The sequence below is a fragment of the Streptomyces sp. NPDC005263 genome (assembly GCF_042872365.1).
Lineage (GTDB): Bacteria > Actinomycetota > Actinomycetes > Streptomycetales > Streptomycetaceae > Streptomyces.
Window position 1 is genome coordinate 44,700 of sequence record NZ_JBIAKJ010000003.1, and the last position, 17,771, is coordinate 62,470.

A 17,771-nucleotide genomic window follows, 5' to 3' on the forward strand; every position below is an offset into this window, starting at 1 on the left:
CGCGGTACGACCGCCCGCCGCACCGCCGGCGGGCGGTCGTACCCTTGCCAGCGTGGAGGACGACGACATCCTGGACACCTCGGTCAGCGACCCTTCGGGCAGCCCGCAGCTTCGGCCGCAGTCGCTGATGCTGGCCTTCTTCGGCAACCACGTCCTCGAGGCGGGCGACCTGGGGGTCTACTCGGGCAGCATCATCGAGGTGCTCGGCCGCGTCGGCGTCGGCGAACAGGCCGTACGGTCCACCCTGACCCGCATGGTCAACCGGGGCCTGCTGCGGCGTCAGCGGGAGGGCCGCAGGATGTACTTCGGCCTGACCCCGCAGGCGACGCGCGTCCTGGAGGACGGCCGGATCCGTATCTGGCAGAAGGGCGCCGTCAACGACGACTGGGACGGAGCCTGGACGCTGCTGGGCTTCTCGTTCCCCGAGTCCTGGCAGCGGCAGCGCCACGATCTGCGCTCGCAGCTCGCGTGGTCCGGATTCGGCGCGCTGTACAGCGGGCTGTGGGTCGCCCCCGGGAGGGTCGACGTCGCGGGCGTCGTCGCGGACCTCGGGCTCGCCGCCCACGTCAAGATCTTCCACGCCCAGGCCGACGAGGCCACCGACATCGGGCTGATGATCCGTGACACCTGGGACCTGGAGAACATCGCCGCCCGCTACGTCTCCTTCGACAAGCGCTGGACGGCCCATCCGGACGCCGGGTCCGGAGGCGACCCGATCGCGACCCGGCTGCGGCTGGTCAGCGAGTGGCTCTGGACCATCCGCACGGACCCCCGGCTCCCGGCCCGCCACCTGCCCGCCGAATGGCCGGCCCGCCCCGCCCAGGAAACCTTCCGCCGCATCGCCGGACAGACCGAGGCACCCGCGGAACGGCTGGCCGGCGAACTGCTGGACACGGCACCGCTGCGGTAGCCGGCGGTCGGCTTGCCGCCGGCTCACCGTCAGCTCGCCCTCAGCTCGCCCTCAGCTCGTCCTCGGCTCGTCCTCAGTGGTAGCCGTGGACGACGGCGTGGCCCTTGCCGCGGCCGATCATCCACTTGTTCACCGGGGTCGTGATCAGGAAGGCGATCACGAACCCGCCGAGGAGGGTCGACCAGAACAGCCCGTCCGACAGCTGGGCATCCATCGAACCCGGGACGAGGGCGATGATGCCGTTGTCCACCAGCTCCATCACAGCGATGGAGACGGTGTCGGCGGCCAGCGCCACCTTGATCGCGGACTTGAGGTCCAGACCGGCCCCGCGTACCGCGAACAGGGTGAAGGAGTACCCGAACAGGAACGCCAGGACGATCGCCGCGACCATGGTGGACACGTTGCCCCAGCCGAGGGCGGTACCGATGGCCATACCGAGGATCTCGCCGATCGCGCACCCGGTCAGGCAGTGCAGCGTCGCCTTCATGGCCATGGCCCAGGAGGCACCCGCGTGCCCCGCGTGCGAGGCGTGACCGCCGTGACCGGCGTGGGAGTCCTGCTCGTGCTGCTCGTGCGGGGTGTCGGTGTGGTGATCGCTGTGGCTCATGAATCAGCTCCGTTCCCGTCGGGTTGCCTGATCTCGTCACCCGGGTCCCGGTGATCCGGGGGATTGCGGGTCAGGCCCTGCCGGTCAGCTCGTAGCCGGCCTCGTCGACGACCTCGGCGATCACCGCGTCGTCCGGCTCGGCGGCGCTCGTGACGGTGACCCGGCCGGTGTCGAGGTCTACATCGACCTCGGTCACGCCGTCCAGTGCACCGATGACCTTGGTGAGCGTGGCCTTGCAGTGGCCGCAGGTCATACCGGAGACGGCGTACGTCGTGGTGGCGCCTTCCGTGGCCGTCGCGGTCGCCGTGGCCGTAGCTGTGGCCTGGCCTGCGGCGCCGGTCGAGCAGTTGCCGTCCGTGGAGCAGCAAGACGAAGACATGGGTTCCTCCTGGTCGATGCGGTCACAGCCATGTGCGTGTGCGGATACGGGGTAGGGGTACCCGTACACGACTCACTGTATACCCCAGGTGGGTATATCTGGCAATCAATTCCAGGCTCGGTAACTTATACCCCTTGGGGGTATCTGAAGTGCACGGGGGTCCCCTTCCTTCCGATGCGCGCGAGTCGTTACGGCCTGTCGGCCCGCGGACCGTACTGGCCGAGGAACATGTCGACGCCGCCGGTGATCAGGCGGTCGGTGCCGCCGTCATCGCCGCGGCGAGCGCCTTGATCGCCCTCGTCCTCGTACCGCACACCAAGCCGCAGGCAACCGGCGGCCCGCACGTGCACTGAACGCGCGGACGCGATCGGAGAACGTGATCGGAGGGAGAGGGAAGGGAGAGGGGGAGGGACCGGCGCGGACACCGGCCCCTCCCCGTCCACTTCCTCCGACCGTCAGTTCTTGCCGAGGAGCTTGTTCATCTCGGTGATCTCGGCGGTCTGCCCGGTCACGATGTCGCCGGCCATGGACATGGCGGGACCGTACTTGCCCTTGCTCTTCTCGGTGCCGGCCATCTCGACGGCGCCCTTGTGGTGGTCGATCATCATGGTCAGGAACATGGTGTCGAAGTCCGCGCCGGACGCCTTCTCCAGCTTGCCCATGTCAGCGGGGTCCATCATCCCGGCCATCCCGGATCCGCCCGAGTGGTCCATGCCGGGCATCGACTCCATGCTGTCGCCGGACGTCGGAACGTCCTCGCCCCAGGACGTCAGCCAGCCGCTCATGGTCTTGATCTCCGGGTCCTGTGCCTTCTCGACGCGCGCGGCGAGGTCCTTCACCTTGGGGGAGGAGGCCCGGCCGTCGGCGAGCTTCGCCATCTCCAGGGCCTGCTGGTGGTGGGGGATCATGCCCTGCGCGAAGGACACGTCCTGGGCGTTGTGCGCACCGGCCGCGGCATCGGCCCCGGCGCTCGCGGACGTGTCGCTGCCCGCGCTGCCGGTGCTCTCGCTGTCACTGCCGCTGTCACTGCCGCAGGCGGCGAGGACGAGGGCGGCGGTGACGGTGGCGGCCGTGATGATGGCGCGGCGGGTCAGGGTACGGGTGTTGCGCATGCGGAAACTCCTGTGCTGCTGTGCGAAAAGGGATGTGGACATGCCGAGGTACACCGCGTCGCCGTACCGGTGACGTGGTGCCGCGTGGTGTCTAGATCCGCAGCAGTTGGAGTTCCGCCAGAGACGGTGGCGCCCGTGCGCTGTCCGGGGCTTTGGGCGTGTACGCGCAGACGGTGTCGCCCCGTTCGGGGACGGCCACCGGGTCGGGAAGCGGGGCGGGCAGGACCGGCGCACCGCGTACGGCGGCCGCCGCGCAGGTCGGATCGGCGTGCTGGACGTGTCCTCCGCCGCAGCCCCCGGAGCACTCGCCGTGAGCGCTGACCGAGACCGACGTCATGCGCTGCGTGTCGGCGGCCCGTTCATGGCCCATGCCGCCCGGGGCCATGGCGTGCATGGCCAGCAGCCCCGCCAGCAACCCGAGCATGAGCAGCGCACGCCACGGCCGCACGGGCGGTGGCGCGAGGTGCTGCTCAGGGCTCTTCATCGGGATCATCCTAGGCGGAGCCCGCGACACGGGCTCGTCGAAGCTGTCCGTGTGGGTACGGGCGCGGAGGCGCTCGCGTTCACCGTGATCGAGCCGACCCTGCGCACACGACGAGGGCGGGACCCGAAAGCCCCGCCCGCACACCATGAACTGCCAGGCTCACGGCCAGACAAGGCAGTACGGCTGATGCCCCGCCTCATGCAACCGATGGCTGAAGTCCTGCCACTCGTGCAGCAGTTGGTACACGTTGAACGCGTCCCGTGGTCCACCCCGGTCCGGCACCGTCGACCAGATGAACGCCGCCGCGCCGACCGCTTCCTCGCCGATGCCGCGCAGCGGGTCGACGACCGTCATGGGGAGCTTGACCACCGCGTAGTCGGGGTGGAGGACGACGAGTTCCAGCGGGGGCACCCTGTTGAGGGGGACGCCTTCGATGCCCGTGAGGACCATCGCCGCCATCGTCTCCGGCTTGATCTTGGTGAACATGCCGTTCATCCCGAGCTCGTCGCCGCCGAGTTCCTCGGGGCGCATCGAGATCGGGACGCGGGCCGCGGTCGCGCCGTCGGGCGCGCCGAAATACTTGTACGTCACCCCCACCCGACCACCATTCCTGCTCCCCGCCCTGAGCTGTTCGACCCGTCGGTCGGTCAGCTCTGACTCGTTCGGTCCACCCGGTACAACGTGCCCCTGACGTGGTTCGTTCGATTCCTCCGCCTCGCGTCGGTGCCTTCCCCGCCGGGCACGTCGAGGACCCAGGTCGTCAGTCCCCTCGCCCAGTCCGCCACCGCGATGCATATCTCCACCCGACTGCTGTTCTAGGACGCGTGGCCCCCGCCGCGCAACCCGATCATCGTGTCAGTGACCTCCCCCACGGCCGCCTGACGAAACGTGCGTTGAAACACCTGTCCGCAGGATCTTCGCAGCCCCTGAACAAGCTTCCGTACACCTATACGTACGCCGGGGCCATGTGAGCTGTGTGTATCCATGGCCAGTTTCGCAGATCGTCGGGGACGGGCGGCTGCCCCGCGGTCGGGTGTGCCCCCTGGCCTACCCTGAGGAGGTCACTGACAACCGGAGTCCAAGAAGTCGGGGAAGGTCGGAGAAGTCGCGGGTCATGAGCGAATATCCCTATGCATACGACGCGCCTGCCTCGCAGGCCCTGTTCGACCGAGCGGCCGACGTCACGCCGGGCGGCGTGAACTCCCCGGTGCGTGCCTTCCGTGCCGTGGGCGGAACGCCCCGGTTCATGGTGTCCGGCACCGGCCCGTATCTGACGGACGCGGACGGCCGGGAGTACGTCGACCTGGTCTGCTCCTGGGGGCCCATGATCCTCGGGCACTCGCACCCCGAGGTCATCGCCGCCGTCCAGGACGCCGTCTCCCGCGGGACCTCTTTCGGTACCCCCGGTGAGGGCGAGGTCGCGCTCGCCGAGGAGATGGTCGACCGGATCGACCCCCTGGAGCAGGTGCGGCTGGTGTCCAGCGGCACCGAGGCCACCATGTCGGCCATCCGGCTCGCCCGCGGCTTCACCCGGCGCTCCAAGGTGATCAAGTTCGCCGGGTGCTACCACGGTCACGTCGACTCCCTGCTCGCGGCGGCGGGCAGTGGCGTGGCGACCTTCGCGCTCCCCGACACCCGCGGCGTCACGGGCGCCCAGGCCGGCGACACCATCGTCCTTCCGTACAACGACCTCGACGCCGTGCACGCCGCCTTCCGCGCCCACCCCGGCGAGATCGCCTGCCTGATCACCGAGGCCTCCCCGGGCAACATGGGCGTCGTACCGCCGCTGCCCGGCTTCAACCAGGGGCTGAAGGACGCGTGTGCCGAAAACGGCGCGCTCTACGTCTCCGACGAGGTCATGACCGGTTTCCGGACCAGCCGGAGCGGGTGGTACGGCATCGACGGGGTGCGGCCCGACCTGATGACCTTCGGCAAGGTCATGGGAGGCGGGTTCCCGGCGGCGGCCTTCGGCGGTCGCGCCGACGTCATGGAGCACCTCGCCCCGGCCGGCCCGGTCTACCAGGCCGGCACCCTCTCCGGGAACCCGATCGCCACCGCCGCCGGCCTCGCCCAGCTGCGGCTCCTCGACGACGCGGCGTACGACAAGGTCGGCTCCGTGTCGACGCGGATCCAGGCGTTGGTCTCGGACGCGCTCGCCAAGGAAGGCGTCGCGCACACCGTGCAGAACGCCTCCAACATGTTCTCCGTCTTCTTCACGGACCGCCCGGTCCGCGACTACGAGGACGCCAAGGCGCAGGAGTCGTACCGCTTCACCGCCTTCTTCCACTCGATGCTGGCGAACGGTGTCTATCTGCCGCCGTCGTCCTTCGAGTCCTGGTTCGTGTCCACGGCCCACGACGAGCGGGCCATCCAGCGGATCGCCGACGCCCTTCCGGCGGCGGCCCGAGCGGCTGCGGAGGCCACCGCGTGAGCGAGAACGGCAACAGCAAGAACGGCGCCGACGGCAGCGAGTTCACCGTCGTCCACGTCATGCGGCACGGCGAGGTCGCCAACCCCGACGGTGTCCTCTACGGCCGTCTCGCGGGCTACCACCTCTCCGAGCTCGGCCGGCAGATGGCCGACCGGGTCGCCGAGCACCTCGCCGCCCGCGATGTCACCTATGTCTGTGCCTCCCCGCTGGAGCGGGCGCAGGAGACGGCGACGCCGATCGCCAAGGCGCACGGGCTGGACCTCGCCACCGACGAGCGGCTCATCGAGGCCGAGAACGTCTTCCAGGGCAAGACGTTCGGGGTCGGCGACGGGGCGCTGCGGCGGCCGGAGAACTGGAAGCACCTGGTCAACCCGCTCCGGCCGTCGTGGGGTGAGCCGTACGTCGACCAGGTGGTGCGCATGATGGGCGCGCTGAACGCCGCGAAGGACCAGGCGCGGGGGCATGAGGCGGTGCTCGTCAGTCACCAGTTGCCGATCTGGATCGTGCGGTCGTACGTGGAGAAGCGGCGGCTGTGGCACGACCCGCGCAAGCGGCAGTGCACGCTGGCCTCGCTGACGTCCTTCACCTACCGGGGTGACAAGATCGTCTCTGTCGGTTACTCCGAGCCCGCCCGCGACCTCGTCCCCACCCACCTCCTCGCCGGCGCCAAGCCGACCAAGGGCAAGGGCAAGGGCAACAGCAAGGCCTTCGGGGCGTGAGCACGGGGCGTGCCTGACGTGGGGGACGTCACACGAGGCCCGCTCGCTGCTAGGCCCCTTCCGTGGGCATCTGTTACGAAAACCGTAAGAATCTGAGGAACCTCCCCGTTCGTCGCCGCCTCTGACTGGGTGACCACCAGAGAACGTGACGAACGGGGACGCCATGCGCACGCTCACCCGCAGGGGAGCACTCGGACTCGGGGCCGGTGCCGCGGCCGCCGCCGGACTCGCCGGCTGCGGCAGCCTCACCGCCTCAGACAAATCCAGTCACCCCGGCGGTTCCAAGAGTGGTCGCCCCAGTGGCAGCCCCAAGCCCAGCGCCCGCCCCATCGGCGACGGCTCCACCTCGTTCACCGGCAAGCAGCCCCACCAGCCAGGGAAACCCGAACCGTTGGAGCCGGGCCAGGCTCCGCCGCAGTTCGTCATCTTCTCCTGGGACGGCGCCGGCGAGGTCGGCAACGGGCTCTTCCCCCGCTTCCTGGACCTCGCCAAGGAACACGGCGCGAGCATGACCTTCTTCCTGTCGGGGCTCTACCTGCTCCCCGAGTCGAAGAAACGTCTCTACGACCCGCCGAACAACCGGCGCGGCGCCTCCGACATCGGCTACCTCGCCGACGACCACGTCAAGGCGACACTGACGAACGTCCGCCGCGCCTGGCTCGAGGGTCACGAGATAGGCACCCACTTCAACGGGCACTTCTGCTCCGGCTCCGGCACGGTCGGCAACTGGTCGCCCCAGCAGTGGCGCAGTGAGATAGACCAGGCGAAGGGCTTCGTCAAGGAATGGCGGACCAACACCGGCTGGAGCGACCTGCCCGCGCTGCCCTTCGACTACGACAAGGAACTCGTCGGCGCCCGCACGCCCTGTCTGCTCGGCCAGGGCAACCTGCTGCCCACCGCGCGCGAGCTCGGCTGGCGCTACGACGCCTCGTCGCCGGGCGGGCGTCAGACGTGGCCGCAGAAGAAGCAGGGGATCTGGGACCTGCCGTTGCAGCAGATACCTTTCCCCGGACACAGCTTCGAAGTGCTCTCCATGGACTACAACATGCTGGCGAACCAGTCGATCAACTCGACGAAGGCTCCCCCGTCCAACTACCCGGGCTGGCGGCAGCAGGCGTCCCAGGCGTACATCCAGGGATTCAAGCGGGCATACGAGACAAATAGGGCGCCTTTCTTCGTCGGCAACCACTTCGAGCAGTGGAACGGCGGCATCTACATGGACGCCGTCGAGGCGGCGTTCAAGCACATCGCGCGCGAGAAGGAGAAGGGCGGGGACGTACGCCTGGTCTCCTTCCGGCAGTTCGTGGACTGGATGGACGTGCAGAAGCCCGAGGTGCTCACCAAGCTCCGTTCGCTCGATGTCGGCCAGGAACCCGCCGGTGGCTGGAAGGAGTTCCTGAAGAAGACGCCCGCGGCCGGCTCCACGGCCTCCGGGAAAGCCGCCTGAAATGCGGGTTTCCGCCCGCAAGGGGGGTGGGCAAGATCCCCAGAACGGGCATGCGAAACTTTTCACATGAGTGCCGCCCACCGCGCCCCCCTGCGCACCGACGACTCGTCCACCGCGCAGCGCACCAACCGCACCCGTAGCCGCGCCGTCCTGCTCACCGCCGGTGCCGCGGCCGTCGCGCTGACCCTCTCGGCGTGCGGCTCGGGCGGCACCTCGGGCGGTGGCGGCGACACCAACTTCGTCACCGGGGCCAACGGCGTCTCCACCGCCGCGAAGGGTGAGCGGGCCGACCTCCCCGACCTGTCCGGCGAGACCGTGGACGGCGGGCAGCTGGACGTCGCCGACTACAAGGGCAAGGTCGTCGTCCTCAATGTGTGGGGCTCCTGGTGCCCGCCCTGCCGTGCCGAGGCGAAGAACTTCGAGACCGTCTACAAGGACGTCAAGGACCAGGGCGTCCAGTTCGTCGGCATCAACACCCGCGACGCCAAGGTCAGTCTGGCCAGGGCCTTCGAGAAGGAGTTCGGCGTCAGCTACCCGAGTCTCTACGACCCGACGGGCAAGCTGATGCTCCGCTTCAAGAAGGGCACCCTCAACCCGCAGGCCATCCCCTCGACGCTGATCATCGACCGACAGGGGAAGATCGCCGCGCGGACGCTGCAGGCGCTCAGCGAGGAGAAGCTGCGGGCCATGCTCAAGCCGGTCCTCGCGGAGAAGTGACGTGACCGTAGCGTCCACGCTCGCCGCCACGGGTTACAACGGCACGGTGCTCAACGGCGCCCTGCTGGTGGCCCTGCCCGTCGCGCTGCTCGGCGGCCTCGTCTCCTTCTTCTCCCCGTGCGTCCTGCCCCTCGTCCCCGGCTACCTCTCCTACGTCACCGGCGTCGCCGGGACCGACCTGGCTCAGGCGCGGCGCGGGCGGATGGTGGCCGGTGCCTCGCTGTTCGTCCTCGGCTTCACCGCCGTGTTCGTCTCCAGCGGAGCCCTCTTCGGGTACTTCGGCGACACGCTCCAGCAGCACAAGGACGTCACGTCCAAGGTGCTGGGCGTGTTCATGATCCTCATGGGTGTCTTCTTCATGGGCCTGATGCCCTGGATGACCCAGCGCGAGTTCCGCTTCCACCAGCGGCCCTCGACCGGTCTGGTCGGCGCCCCCCTGGTCGGCGCGCTGTTCGGCATCGGCTGGACGCCGTGCATCGGCCCGACCCTCTCCTCCGTACTGATCCTCTCCCAGGACCAGGGCAGCGCGGGCCGCGGCGCCATACTGACCGTCGCCTACTGCCTCGGCCTCGGCGTACCGTTCGTGCTGGCCGCGGTCGCCTTCCGCAAGGCGCTCGGCGCCTTCGGCTGGGTCAAGCGCCACTACGTCTGGGTCATGCGGATCGGCGGCGGCATGATGATCGCGACCGGGCTGCTGCTGCTGACCGGCGCGTGGGACAGCATCGTGCAGCAGATGCAGACCTGGTCCAACGGCTTCACTGTGGGGATCTGAACGATGAGCGCGACTCCCGAGACCGCCTCCGACACCGCCACCGAGCGGGCGGACGACAAGGACCTGGGCGCGGCCGGCTCCCAGCTGTCCACCGCCCCCCAGGAGGACGCCCTCAACCTGCCCACCCTGGGCGTCCTCGGCTGGGCCCGCTGGTTCTGGCGACAGCTCACCTCCATGCGGGTCGCGCTGCTGCTGCTCCTGCTGCTGTCGCTCGGCGCGATCCCCGGCTCCCTGATCCCGCAGAGCGGGACCGACGAGACGAAGGTCGCCGACTTCCAGCAGAAGCACTCCGTCCTCGGCCCGATCTACGACAAGCTCGGCCTCTTCCACGTCTACAGCTCGGTGTGGTTCTCGGCGATCTACATCCTGCTGTTCATCTCCCTCATCGGCTGCATCGTGCCCCGCAGCTGGCAGTTCGTGGGCCAGCTGCGCGGCCGCCCGCCGGGCGCTCCCCGGCGTCTGACCCGGCTGCCCGCCTACACGACCTGGCGCACCGAGGCCGAGCCCGAACAGATCCGTGAAGCCGCGCTCACCCTGCTGAAGAAGCGCCGTTTCCGCGCGCACACCGCCGGTGACGCGGTCGCCGCCGAGAAGGGCTACCTGCGGGAGTTCGGCAACCTCGCCTTCCACATCGCGCTGGTCGTGATGCTGGTCGCCTTCGCCTGGGGCCAGCTCTTCAAGTCCGAGGGCAACAAGCTGATCGTCGAGGGCGACGGCGGCTTCTCCAACACCCTCACCCAGTACGACGACTTCAAGTCCGGGACCCTGTTCACCCAGGACGACCTGGACCCCTTCAGCTTCAACCTCGACAAGTTCACCGGCACCTACGAGACGTCCGGTCCGAACCGGGGCACCCCGCGCACCTACCAGGCGACCGTGGACTACAGCGTCGGCGCCTACGGAAAGGCCAAGAAGACCACCATCAAGGTCAACGAGCCGCTGCGGGTGGGCGACTCGAAGGTCTACCTCACCGCCCACGGCTACGCGCCCGTCATCACCGTGCGCGACGGCAAGGGCGACGTCGTCTTCAATGACGCCGTACCGCTGCTGCCGCTCGACTCCAACGTCACCTCCACCGGTGCGATCAAGGTCATGGACGGCTACCGCGACCCCGACGGGAAGAAGGACCAGCTCGGCTTCCAGGCCGCCTTCCTGCCGACCTACGGCGGCGGTACCTCGGTGGTCTCACAGTTCCCGGCGCTGATGAACCCGGTGCTGAACCTGGCGGCGTACCACGGCGACCTCGGCGTCGACGCGGGCATCCCGCAGAGCGTGTACCAGCTCGACAAGACCAACATGAAGGGGTTCAAGGACTCCAAGGGCCAGCAGTTGCGGAAGAACCTGCGGCCCGGCCAGACCATGCAACTCCCGAACGGCGCCGGCTCGGTCACCTTCGAGAAGGGGATCAAGGAGTGGGCGAACTTCCAGGTCACCCGGCAGCCCGGGGCGGGCTGGGCGCTCGGCGGTGCCGTGGTCGCCATCTTCGGTCTCGCCGCCTCCCTGTTCATCCAGCGCCGCCGCGTGTGGGTACGCGCTACGCGCAGTGCTGACGGGGTGACGGTCATTGAAATGGCGGGCCTCGGCCGCAGCGAGTCCGCGAAGGTGCCCCAGGAACTCGGCGACCTCGCCGGGATCCTGTACGACCAGGCACCGGGCGCCCCCGACCCACAAGACCCGTCGGACTCCGACGGGGCCTTTGACCCCTCCGACGACACCCGCACCCCCCACACCCCCGACTCCGACGTCGTACCTGCCGAAGGGGCTGAGACGAAATGACTCTCGCCGCCGCTACCGATCTGGCCGCCGCAACCAACGAAAACCTCGCGAACCTCAGCAACACGCTGATCTACTCCTCGATGGCCGTCTACACGCTGGCCTTCTTCGCGTACATCACCGAATGGATCTTCGGCAGCCGCAGCAAGATCGGCCGCACCGCGGCGGCGCTCACCAGCGGTGCCGGTGCCGGTGGCGGGGCGAAGGCGCCCGAGGTGACGGTGAAGAACGCCGGCGGGACCGCCGTACTGGAGCGGCCCAAGGTCGTCGTACGGGCCGCGGCCGGGGCGCGGGACGTGCCGGACGGGCCCGGGGCGCACGGCGGGAACGAGCAGGGCGACCTCTACGGGCGTATCGCCATCTCGCTCACCGTGCTCGCGTTCCTCATCGAGCTCGGCGGTGTGCTCGCCCGGGCCCTGTCGGTGCAGCGGGCGCCGTGGGGCAACATGTACGAGTTCAACATCACCTTCTCCACCGTGGCCGTCGGGGTGTACCTGGCGCTGCTCGCGCTGCGGAAGAACGTGCGCTGGCTCGGGCTGTTCCTGATCACGACGGTCCTGCTCGATCTCGGCATCGCCGTCACCGTCTTGTACACCGCCAGCGACCAGCTGGTTCCCGCCCTCCACTCGTACTGGCTGTACATCCACGTCTCGACCGCGATCCTGTGCGGCGCGGTCTTCTACGTGGGCGCCGTCACCACGATCCTGTACCTGTTCAAGGACTCGTACGAGAACAAGCTCGCCAACGGCGGCAAGCCCGGCACCTTCGCCACGTCCTTCCTGGAGCGGCTGCCGTCCTCCGCGTCCCTGGACAAGTTCTCCTACCGCGTCAACGCGGCCGTCTTCCCGCTGTGGACGTTCACGATCATCGCGGGCGCGATCTGGGCGGGCGACGCCTGGGGCCGCTACTGGGGCTGGGACCCCAAGGAGACCTGGGCGTTCATCACCTGGGTCGCCTACGCCTGCTACCTGCACGCCCGCGCCACGGCCGGCTGGAAGGGCCGCAAGGCCGCCTACCTGGCCCTGATCGCGTTCGCTTGCTGGCTGTTCAACTACTACGGCGTGAACATCTTCGTCGGCGGCATGCACTCGTACGCGGGCGTGTAGCTCCGGCAACTCGCCTGCCATGAAGGCCGGTTCCCTGTGATGTGGTTCACGGGGGACCGGCCTTCGTCGTCCGGAACGGGCAAGGGGGGCGTGGACGCGGCCGCGGAGGCCGCCCGAGCGGGACGCGGCGCGGGCTGCCCCTGGGCCGGCGCCTGAAGCGCCTCCCCGCCGCCCGCGGGAAGGCCCGGGTCCTCGCGCGGGTTCCCGGCGTGCACGTCCGCATATCCGCGTCGCCGTCACGGCCCCGTGGTCCGCAGCGGCGTCCGGAACGCCGTCAGGGCCCTTGACTGTGCGGTAGCCGGGCCGGGCCGGTGGGCTCCGCCGGTGGTACAGGGGCGCGCAGGGGGCGCACTGAATTAAGGAATGCAACGGTTCTCAGTCGCAAAATCGCATGTACGCGGTCAGGGTCCCGTAGAGGTTCCTGGGTGCCCGCCGAAGCCTCGGTGACCGACAAGTTCGGAGGAATTGTGAACATCAATTCCGGCCACGGCGCCGTGGCTCTGGATCGCGCCACCAAGGGTGCCGCCGGGCCGCCGCTCCGTCGTGCGCGCCCGTTCGCCGGGGGCGGCAGGACACACAAGTCGTGGCCAAAGCTTGTCTGCTGATGGCCGGACAGGTCTGACGGTTGGTCATTGCGAGATAAGTCACAAATTTCAAATCGGCCACAGGGCTTCCACTTCTCGCCAGTCTATTGAACTCTTGACAGAGTGAATGAGGGGGAGTTGTGAAGATCGATGTGCGCGTCTTGCGCACGTTCAGGCAGGGGGCCTGAACCGGTCGTCGAGCCGGCGGTGAATTAACGGGCCGCCTACTGCAACCCGACGGGGGGTGGCAGCAAAGGATCCGGTCCGTACCGCAAACCCATGCACCAGTCGGCGCCGCGGACGCCTGCCCGGATCAGGGCGGTGACCGCACCTCAGGGGCGCCGTTCGTCGGCCCACATTTGCCGCGGGCCGGCTCCAGGAGGGGATCCACCATGAACATCTGCGTTCTCGGGCAGGGCTATGTCGGCCTGCCCCTGGCAATGCGGGCAGCCGAGGCGGGGCACGCCGTGGTCGGTTACGAGCCCGACACCGGCCGTTGTGACCGACTGCTGTCCGGTTCGTCCTACGTTGAGGACATCGACTCCGACCGCCTGCAGTCCGCGCTGCGCTCCGGCGCCTACGCGCCCACATCGGATCCGAAGCGTCTCAAGGGCTTCGACATCGCGGTCATCACGGTGCCGACGCCGTTGACCGACCGCGCCCCGGACCTGAGCTGTGTGAGGGAAGCGGCCCGCGTGCTGGCCGTGCACCTCGAACCCGGGGCCACGGTGGTCCTGGAGTCGACCACTCACCCCGGTACCACCCGGGATGTGCTCATCCCCCTGCTTGAGGAGGGGTCCGGCCTGACGGCCGGCCGCGACTTCCACGTCGGGTTCAGCCCGGAGCGCATCGACCCGGGCAATACCGCGTGGAGGCTGGAGAACACTCCCAAGATCGTCTCCGGGCTGACAGAAACGTGCCTGCAGCGGGTGAAGGCCTTCTACGACACGGTCACCGAGGTCACCGTCTCGGCCTCCGGGCTGGAGGAGGCGGAGCTGGCCAAGGTGTTTGAGAACACCTTCCGGCACGTCAACATAGCGCTGGTCAACGAGCTTTCCCGGATGGCGCACACCCTCGGCGTGGATGTGTGGCACACCCTGAACCTCGCGGAGACCAAGCCGTTCGGCTTCACCAAGTTCCTGCCTGGACCCGGTGTCGGCGGGCACTGCCTGCCCATCGACCCGGTCTACCTCAGCCACCACGTCAAGGCCCGGCACGGGCAGACCTTCCGGCTCATCGAGCTCGCCCAGGACATCAACGACAGCCAGCCCGACTACGTCGTGCGCCGCCTGCAGGACGCTCTGAACCGGCGCTTCCGCCGCAGCGTGCACGGCGCTCGCATCCTCGCGCTCGGAGCCGCCTACAAGCCAGGCACCGCGGACGCCCGTCAGTCGCCGGCTGTCCAGGTCATCGACCGGCTGCGTGAGATGGGCGCGGACGTCACCGTGGTGGACCCCTACCTCTCGGGAGGCGGCTGCCGGGACATCCCCTTCGCCGCCGCGGCCGACGGCATGAGCGTTGCCGACTTCGACGCCGTAGTAGTGCTCACACCCCACGCCGAGTTCGACCTCACGCAGGTCGCCGCCGAGGCGGCCTTCGTGCTGGACACGCGGGGCGTCGTGCCGGGCGGCCCGTGCGTCGAGCGGCTGTAGGACGCGGACGCCAAGCCTCCTGGGCACATCACATGCCGAGTGACCGCACAAAGCCGTGTGGCCCGGTCGGCCAACCAACCACCACAGAAGTCAAGCAAAGCCGATCCACAGAGGGGAAACCATGGGTTACGACGACGGTGCACTGGCCAGGACCGGAGTGGGCGCGCTCACGCTCTTCGGGGCGAGCGTCACACTGAACTGGATACTGGCCGTAGCGGTGACGCTCGTCCTGGCTGGGGCCTTTACCTACCGGGCCGTCACCCGTCAGCAGCGAGGGCGTTCCTGACATGTCCGAGCAGCACCGCACGTCAAAGCGGGGCGTGCATGCTCCGTGGCAGACCTGGGTGTGTGTGGCCGCCTCCGTGGCGGCCGCCGCCTGGACACTCATTTACCACATCTACTGGAGTACCCAGCCCTGGGGAGCCGCCCTGGTCTTCTACGCCGCCATTACGGCAGTTCTGATCTACTCGCTGGCTGCGGTGGTGAAGGGCAGAAGCTTCACCCACCTGCCGGAGTACGAGGGTCGCGTGCTGGCCATCGTTCCCGCCTACAACGAACCGCCCGACGCGCTGTACAAGACAGTCTGGGCGCTCATCAACCAAGTACGTCCGCCCGATGCCATCCACGTCGTCGACGACGGTTCCAAGGTTCCGGTGGTTCCGTTCGAGCACCCTCTCGTGACCTGGCATCGCCAGGACAACGCAGGGAAACGTGAAGCCCAGGCAAACGTGCTGCGCACGGTCGATCCCTCGACCTATGACCTCATCATGACCGTCGACTCCGACTCGATCGTGCACGGCATGGGTCTGGCGCACTGCTTGAAGGCCATGTCCGACCCCCGGATTCAGGCGTGCACCGGGCTGACTCTGGTCTCCAACTACGCGCACAACTTGTTGACGCGAGTGATCGACCTCGAGATTGTCACCTGGTGCCTGGTCACACGAATGGCCCGCTCTCAGGTCGGGGCAGTCGCCCCCACTTCCGGCATTCTCGCCGTGTACCGCAAGGAGTTGGTCCTGGACAACCTGGACGACTACGTCAGCTCCGGAACGGCGGGAGACGACAGGCGTCTGACTCATTACGCACTACAGCGTGGCCAGGTGGTGGCGGTCAACGAGGCGTGGGTCTACAGCAAGATGCCCACGGACCTGAACGAGTTGTTCACGCAACGAGTCCGATGGTTCAAGTCGTACTGGCGCTACGTCGGGTGGGAACTGACGAATTTCTCCGCAGCTCCCCTGTTCTTTCGACTCTACGGCCTGGTTGTCACAGCGACGTTGCCCATCCTGTACGTCTGGGTTCTGTTCGTCGTGCCCTACCACACCGATGGCAAGATGCTGTTCGTCCAGGGGCTCGGATACTGGCTCATCATGACCTACGCCCAAACAGGCATGTATGCAGCTCTGCGGCCGGAGCTGTCGACCCGTCAGAAGCTGATCGCCTGGCTCTTCCTCACACCCCTGGTGACGGTGCTCAATCTGCTCGTCGTCCGCCCTGCCATGTACTGGGCCCTCACTCAAGCCCGCACCACACACTGGGGCACCCGCAAAGTCTCTCTCTCAGCTCCCGTCGCAGACGGCAGCTGACAAGGCCGGGAGGTGCCCCGGTCGGCGGTTGGCCGGCTCCTCTTTCCGGTCCCGTCAGTCGACCGTGATCGAGTCCAGCTTTTCCCGCAGGTACACATGCGAGTCGACCGGCGGATACGCGACCCGTCCCACCGGCGCCGGGACTGACTCCACACGCGTGCCCGGCGTGCACTCGCCGAAGTAGACCAGGGACATCAGCTCCTCGGCGGGCGCGTCGGGCGGTGGGGGAAGGACCCGGTGGCGTCCGGACCGCCAGCGGTCGCCGGTCCAACGGGCCAGCAGGTCACCGACGTTGACGGTGAACGCGTCCGGGTCGTAGGGCGCGTCCTCCCAGCCGCCCTCGTCGGTGTACACCTGAAGGCCGCCCTTGCCGGCCTGCCGGTCGAGGATCGTCACCGTCCCGAAGTCGGTGTGCGGGCCGATGCGGAACTGGCCCGGCTGCGGGGTGCCGACGACCTCGGTGCCCGGGTACCAGTTGATGTTGAAGCCGTACGTCGGATGGTCCATGTGCCGGGAGAAGAAGTCCGGTTCGAGGCCGAGCGCCTCGCCGAGGAGGGACAGCAGTTCCTTCTCCAGTTCGGCCATCCGCGCCAGGTACTCCTCGCAGAGCACTCGCAGCTGGGGCACCTGGGAGGGCCAGACGTTCGGCGCGTACCACTCGGCGTTGACGACTGGGTCGTCGAACGGCTCGTGCGTCGCGAACGTCAGCGACTCCTTCAGGTCCGGCGGGGTCTCGGTGCCCTCCGCGTACCCGTTGGCCTCCGCACCCGGCCCCAGCCAGCCGCGCCCGCCGACCTTCGCCGCGTACGGCTGCTTGGCCTCGGCGGGCAGCCGGAAGAACGTCCGCGCGGCCTCCCGGATCCCGGAGCGCAGGGCCGGGTCCACGCCGTGCCCGGTGACCAGCAGGAACCCGGCGGTCTGAAGGGCCTCGTCGACGGTCCGGGCGATGCCGGCGCGGACGTCCGGGTCACCGCTCAGCCAGGGCTTCAAGTCGATCGTGGGAATGCGGGGCTCACTCACCGATGTCCTCGTTCCACAGTGCCGGATGGTTCTTGATGAAGTCGCGCATCATGGCGACGCACTCGGGATCGTCGAGCAGGACGATCTCCACGCCTGCCTCCGCCAGCCAGTCGTGCCCGCCGTTAAAGGTGGCCGCCTCGCCGATCACGACCCGCGAGATCCCGAACTGGCGGACCAGTCCGGAGCAGTACCAGCACGGCGAGAGGGTCGTCACCATCGTCGTACCGCGGTACGACCGCTGCCGTCCCGCCGCCCGGAAGGCGGCCGTCTCCGCGTGCATGGACGGGTCGTCGTCCTGGACGCGCCGGTTGTGGCCGCGGCCGAGGGGCGTGCCGTCGGGGGAGTAGAGGGCGGCGCCGATCGGGATGCCGCCCTCGGCGAGCCCGGCGCGGGCCTCCTCGACGGCGGTGGCGAGCCAGATGCGTGCCGTCGCCTGATCCATGGGGTCCATACGTTCACTCTCCTGTGGCCG

At 68.6% G+C, this 17,771-nt stretch carries 19 protein-coding genes; 12 read left to right on the forward strand and 7 right to left on the reverse strand.

All coding sequences use genetic code 11. From position 1 onward, the window contains the following. The first annotated feature begins 52 nt into the window (after positions 1 to 52). Positions 53 to 910, forward strand: a complete 858-nt coding sequence (locus tag ACFYRY_RS13750; protein WP_389143900.1) for a PaaX family transcriptional regulator C-terminal domain-containing protein — start codon at positions 53 to 55, stop codon at positions 908 to 910. Between the two features lie 73 nt (positions 911 to 983). Here the strand turns inward: ACFYRY_RS13750 and ACFYRY_RS13755 are convergent, their stop codons facing one another. After that, entirely contained in the window at positions 984 to 1,517 is a 534-nt protein-coding gene (locus tag ACFYRY_RS13755) for a DUF4396 domain-containing protein (protein ID WP_389143903.1), read from the reverse strand. 70 nt (positions 1,518 to 1,587) lie between these two features. Then, positions 1,588 to 1,896 (reverse strand): heavy-metal-associated domain-containing protein, encoded by a 309-nt coding sequence (locus ACFYRY_RS13760; RefSeq protein ID WP_389143906.1) that lies wholly within the window; start codon positions 1,894 to 1,896, stop codon positions 1,588 to 1,590. A 134-nt stretch (positions 1,897 to 2,030) separates the two neighbouring features. Between ACFYRY_RS13760 and ACFYRY_RS13765 the strand changes: the two genes are divergently transcribed. Then, complete coding sequence (locus tag ACFYRY_RS13765; RefSeq protein ID WP_389143909.1) at positions 2,031 to 2,249, forward strand: hypothetical protein; 219 nt, start codon at positions 2,031 to 2,033, stop codon at positions 2,247 to 2,249. A 102-nt stretch (positions 2,250 to 2,351) separates the two neighbouring features. Here the strand turns inward: ACFYRY_RS13765 and ACFYRY_RS13770 are convergent, their stop codons facing one another. From ACFYRY_RS13770 to ACFYRY_RS13780, 3 genes are all read right to left on the reverse strand, one after another. Beyond that, on the reverse strand, positions 2,352 to 3,008 hold the full coding sequence (locus tag ACFYRY_RS13770) for a DUF305 domain-containing protein (protein WP_389143912.1): 657 nt from the start codon (positions 3,006 to 3,008) through the stop codon (positions 2,352 to 2,354). Positions 3,009 to 3,099: 91 nt separating this feature from the next. Then, positions 3,100 to 3,492 (reverse strand): DUF6153 family protein, encoded by a 393-nt coding sequence (locus ACFYRY_RS13775; RefSeq protein WP_389143915.1) that lies wholly within the window; start codon positions 3,490 to 3,492, stop codon positions 3,100 to 3,102. A gap of 159 nt (positions 3,493 to 3,651) precedes the next feature. Continuing rightward, positions 3,652 to 4,287: a hypothetical protein gene (locus ACFYRY_RS13780; protein ID WP_389143918.1), complete on the reverse strand. Its 636-nt coding sequence runs from the start codon at positions 4,285 to 4,287 to the stop codon at positions 3,652 to 3,654. Positions 4,288 to 4,606: 319 nt separating this feature from the next. Here ACFYRY_RS13780 and hemL point away from each other — a divergent pair, with 319 nt between their 5' ends. From hemL to ACFYRY_RS13830, 10 genes are all read left to right on the forward strand, one after another. After that, entirely contained in the window at positions 4,607 to 5,923 is a 1,317-nt protein-coding gene (gene hemL, locus ACFYRY_RS13785) for a glutamate-1-semialdehyde 2,1-aminomutase (RefSeq protein WP_389143921.1), read from the forward strand. Between the two features lie 59 nt (positions 5,924 to 5,982). Continuing rightward, a complete protein-coding gene (locus tag ACFYRY_RS13790; protein ID WP_389146187.1) occupies positions 5,983 to 6,642 on the forward strand; it encodes a histidine phosphatase family protein in 660 nt (219 codons plus the stop codon). A 163-nt stretch (positions 6,643 to 6,805) separates the two neighbouring features. Further along, positions 6,806 to 8,089 (forward strand): hypothetical protein, encoded by a 1,284-nt coding sequence (locus tag ACFYRY_RS13795; protein WP_389143924.1) that lies wholly within the window; start codon positions 6,806 to 6,808, stop codon positions 8,087 to 8,089. Positions 8,090 to 8,155: 66 nt separating this feature from the next. After that, positions 8,156 to 8,806, forward strand: a complete 651-nt coding sequence (locus tag ACFYRY_RS13800; protein ID WP_389143927.1) for a TlpA family protein disulfide reductase — start codon at positions 8,156 to 8,158, stop codon at positions 8,804 to 8,806. A 1-nt stretch (position 8,807) separates the two neighbouring features. Continuing rightward, positions 8,808 to 9,578, forward strand: coding sequence for a cytochrome c biogenesis CcdA family protein (locus ACFYRY_RS13805; protein WP_389143930.1), 771 nt, complete (start codon positions 8,808 to 8,810; stop codon positions 9,576 to 9,578). A gap of 3 nt (positions 9,579 to 9,581) precedes the next feature. Next, a complete protein-coding gene (locus ACFYRY_RS13810) occupies positions 9,582 to 11,354 on the forward strand; it encodes a cytochrome c biogenesis protein ResB (RefSeq protein WP_389143932.1) in 1,773 nt (590 codons plus the stop codon). Next, positions 11,351 to 12,457, forward strand: a complete 1,107-nt coding sequence (gene ccsB / locus ACFYRY_RS13815; RefSeq protein WP_389143935.1) for a c-type cytochrome biogenesis protein CcsB — start codon at positions 11,351 to 11,353, stop codon at positions 12,455 to 12,457. The genes ACFYRY_RS13810 and ccsB overlap by 4 nt, the downstream gene beginning before the upstream one ends. 976 nt (positions 12,458 to 13,433) lie before the next feature. Beyond that, positions 13,434 to 14,693 carry a nucleotide sugar dehydrogenase gene (locus ACFYRY_RS13820; RefSeq protein ID WP_389143938.1) on the forward strand — a complete coding sequence of 420 codons (1,260 nt, stop codon included), beginning with the start codon at positions 13,434 to 13,436 and terminating at the stop codon, positions 14,691 to 14,693. Between the two features lie 121 nt (positions 14,694 to 14,814). Further along, a complete protein-coding gene (locus tag ACFYRY_RS13825) occupies positions 14,815 to 14,979 on the forward strand; it encodes a hypothetical protein (RefSeq protein ID WP_389143941.1) in 165 nt (54 codons plus the stop codon). 1 nt (position 14,980) lies between these two features. Continuing rightward, positions 14,981 to 16,279: a glycosyltransferase gene (locus ACFYRY_RS13830; RefSeq protein ID WP_389143944.1), complete on the forward strand. Its 1,299-nt coding sequence runs from the start codon at positions 14,981 to 14,983 to the stop codon at positions 16,277 to 16,279. A 54-nt stretch (positions 16,280 to 16,333) separates the two neighbouring features. Here ACFYRY_RS13830 and ACFYRY_RS13835 read toward each other — a convergent pair whose 3' ends face one another. Then, entirely contained in the window at positions 16,334 to 17,299 is a 966-nt protein-coding gene (locus ACFYRY_RS13835; protein ID WP_389143947.1) for an isopenicillin N synthase family dioxygenase, read from the reverse strand. Then, a complete protein-coding gene (locus ACFYRY_RS13840) occupies positions 17,292 to 17,750 on the reverse strand; it encodes a nucleoside deaminase (protein ID WP_389143950.1) in 459 nt (152 codons plus the stop codon). Before ACFYRY_RS13840 ends, ACFYRY_RS13835 begins: the two co-directional genes overlap by 8 nt. Positions 17,751 to 17,771: the final 21 nt, after the last annotated feature.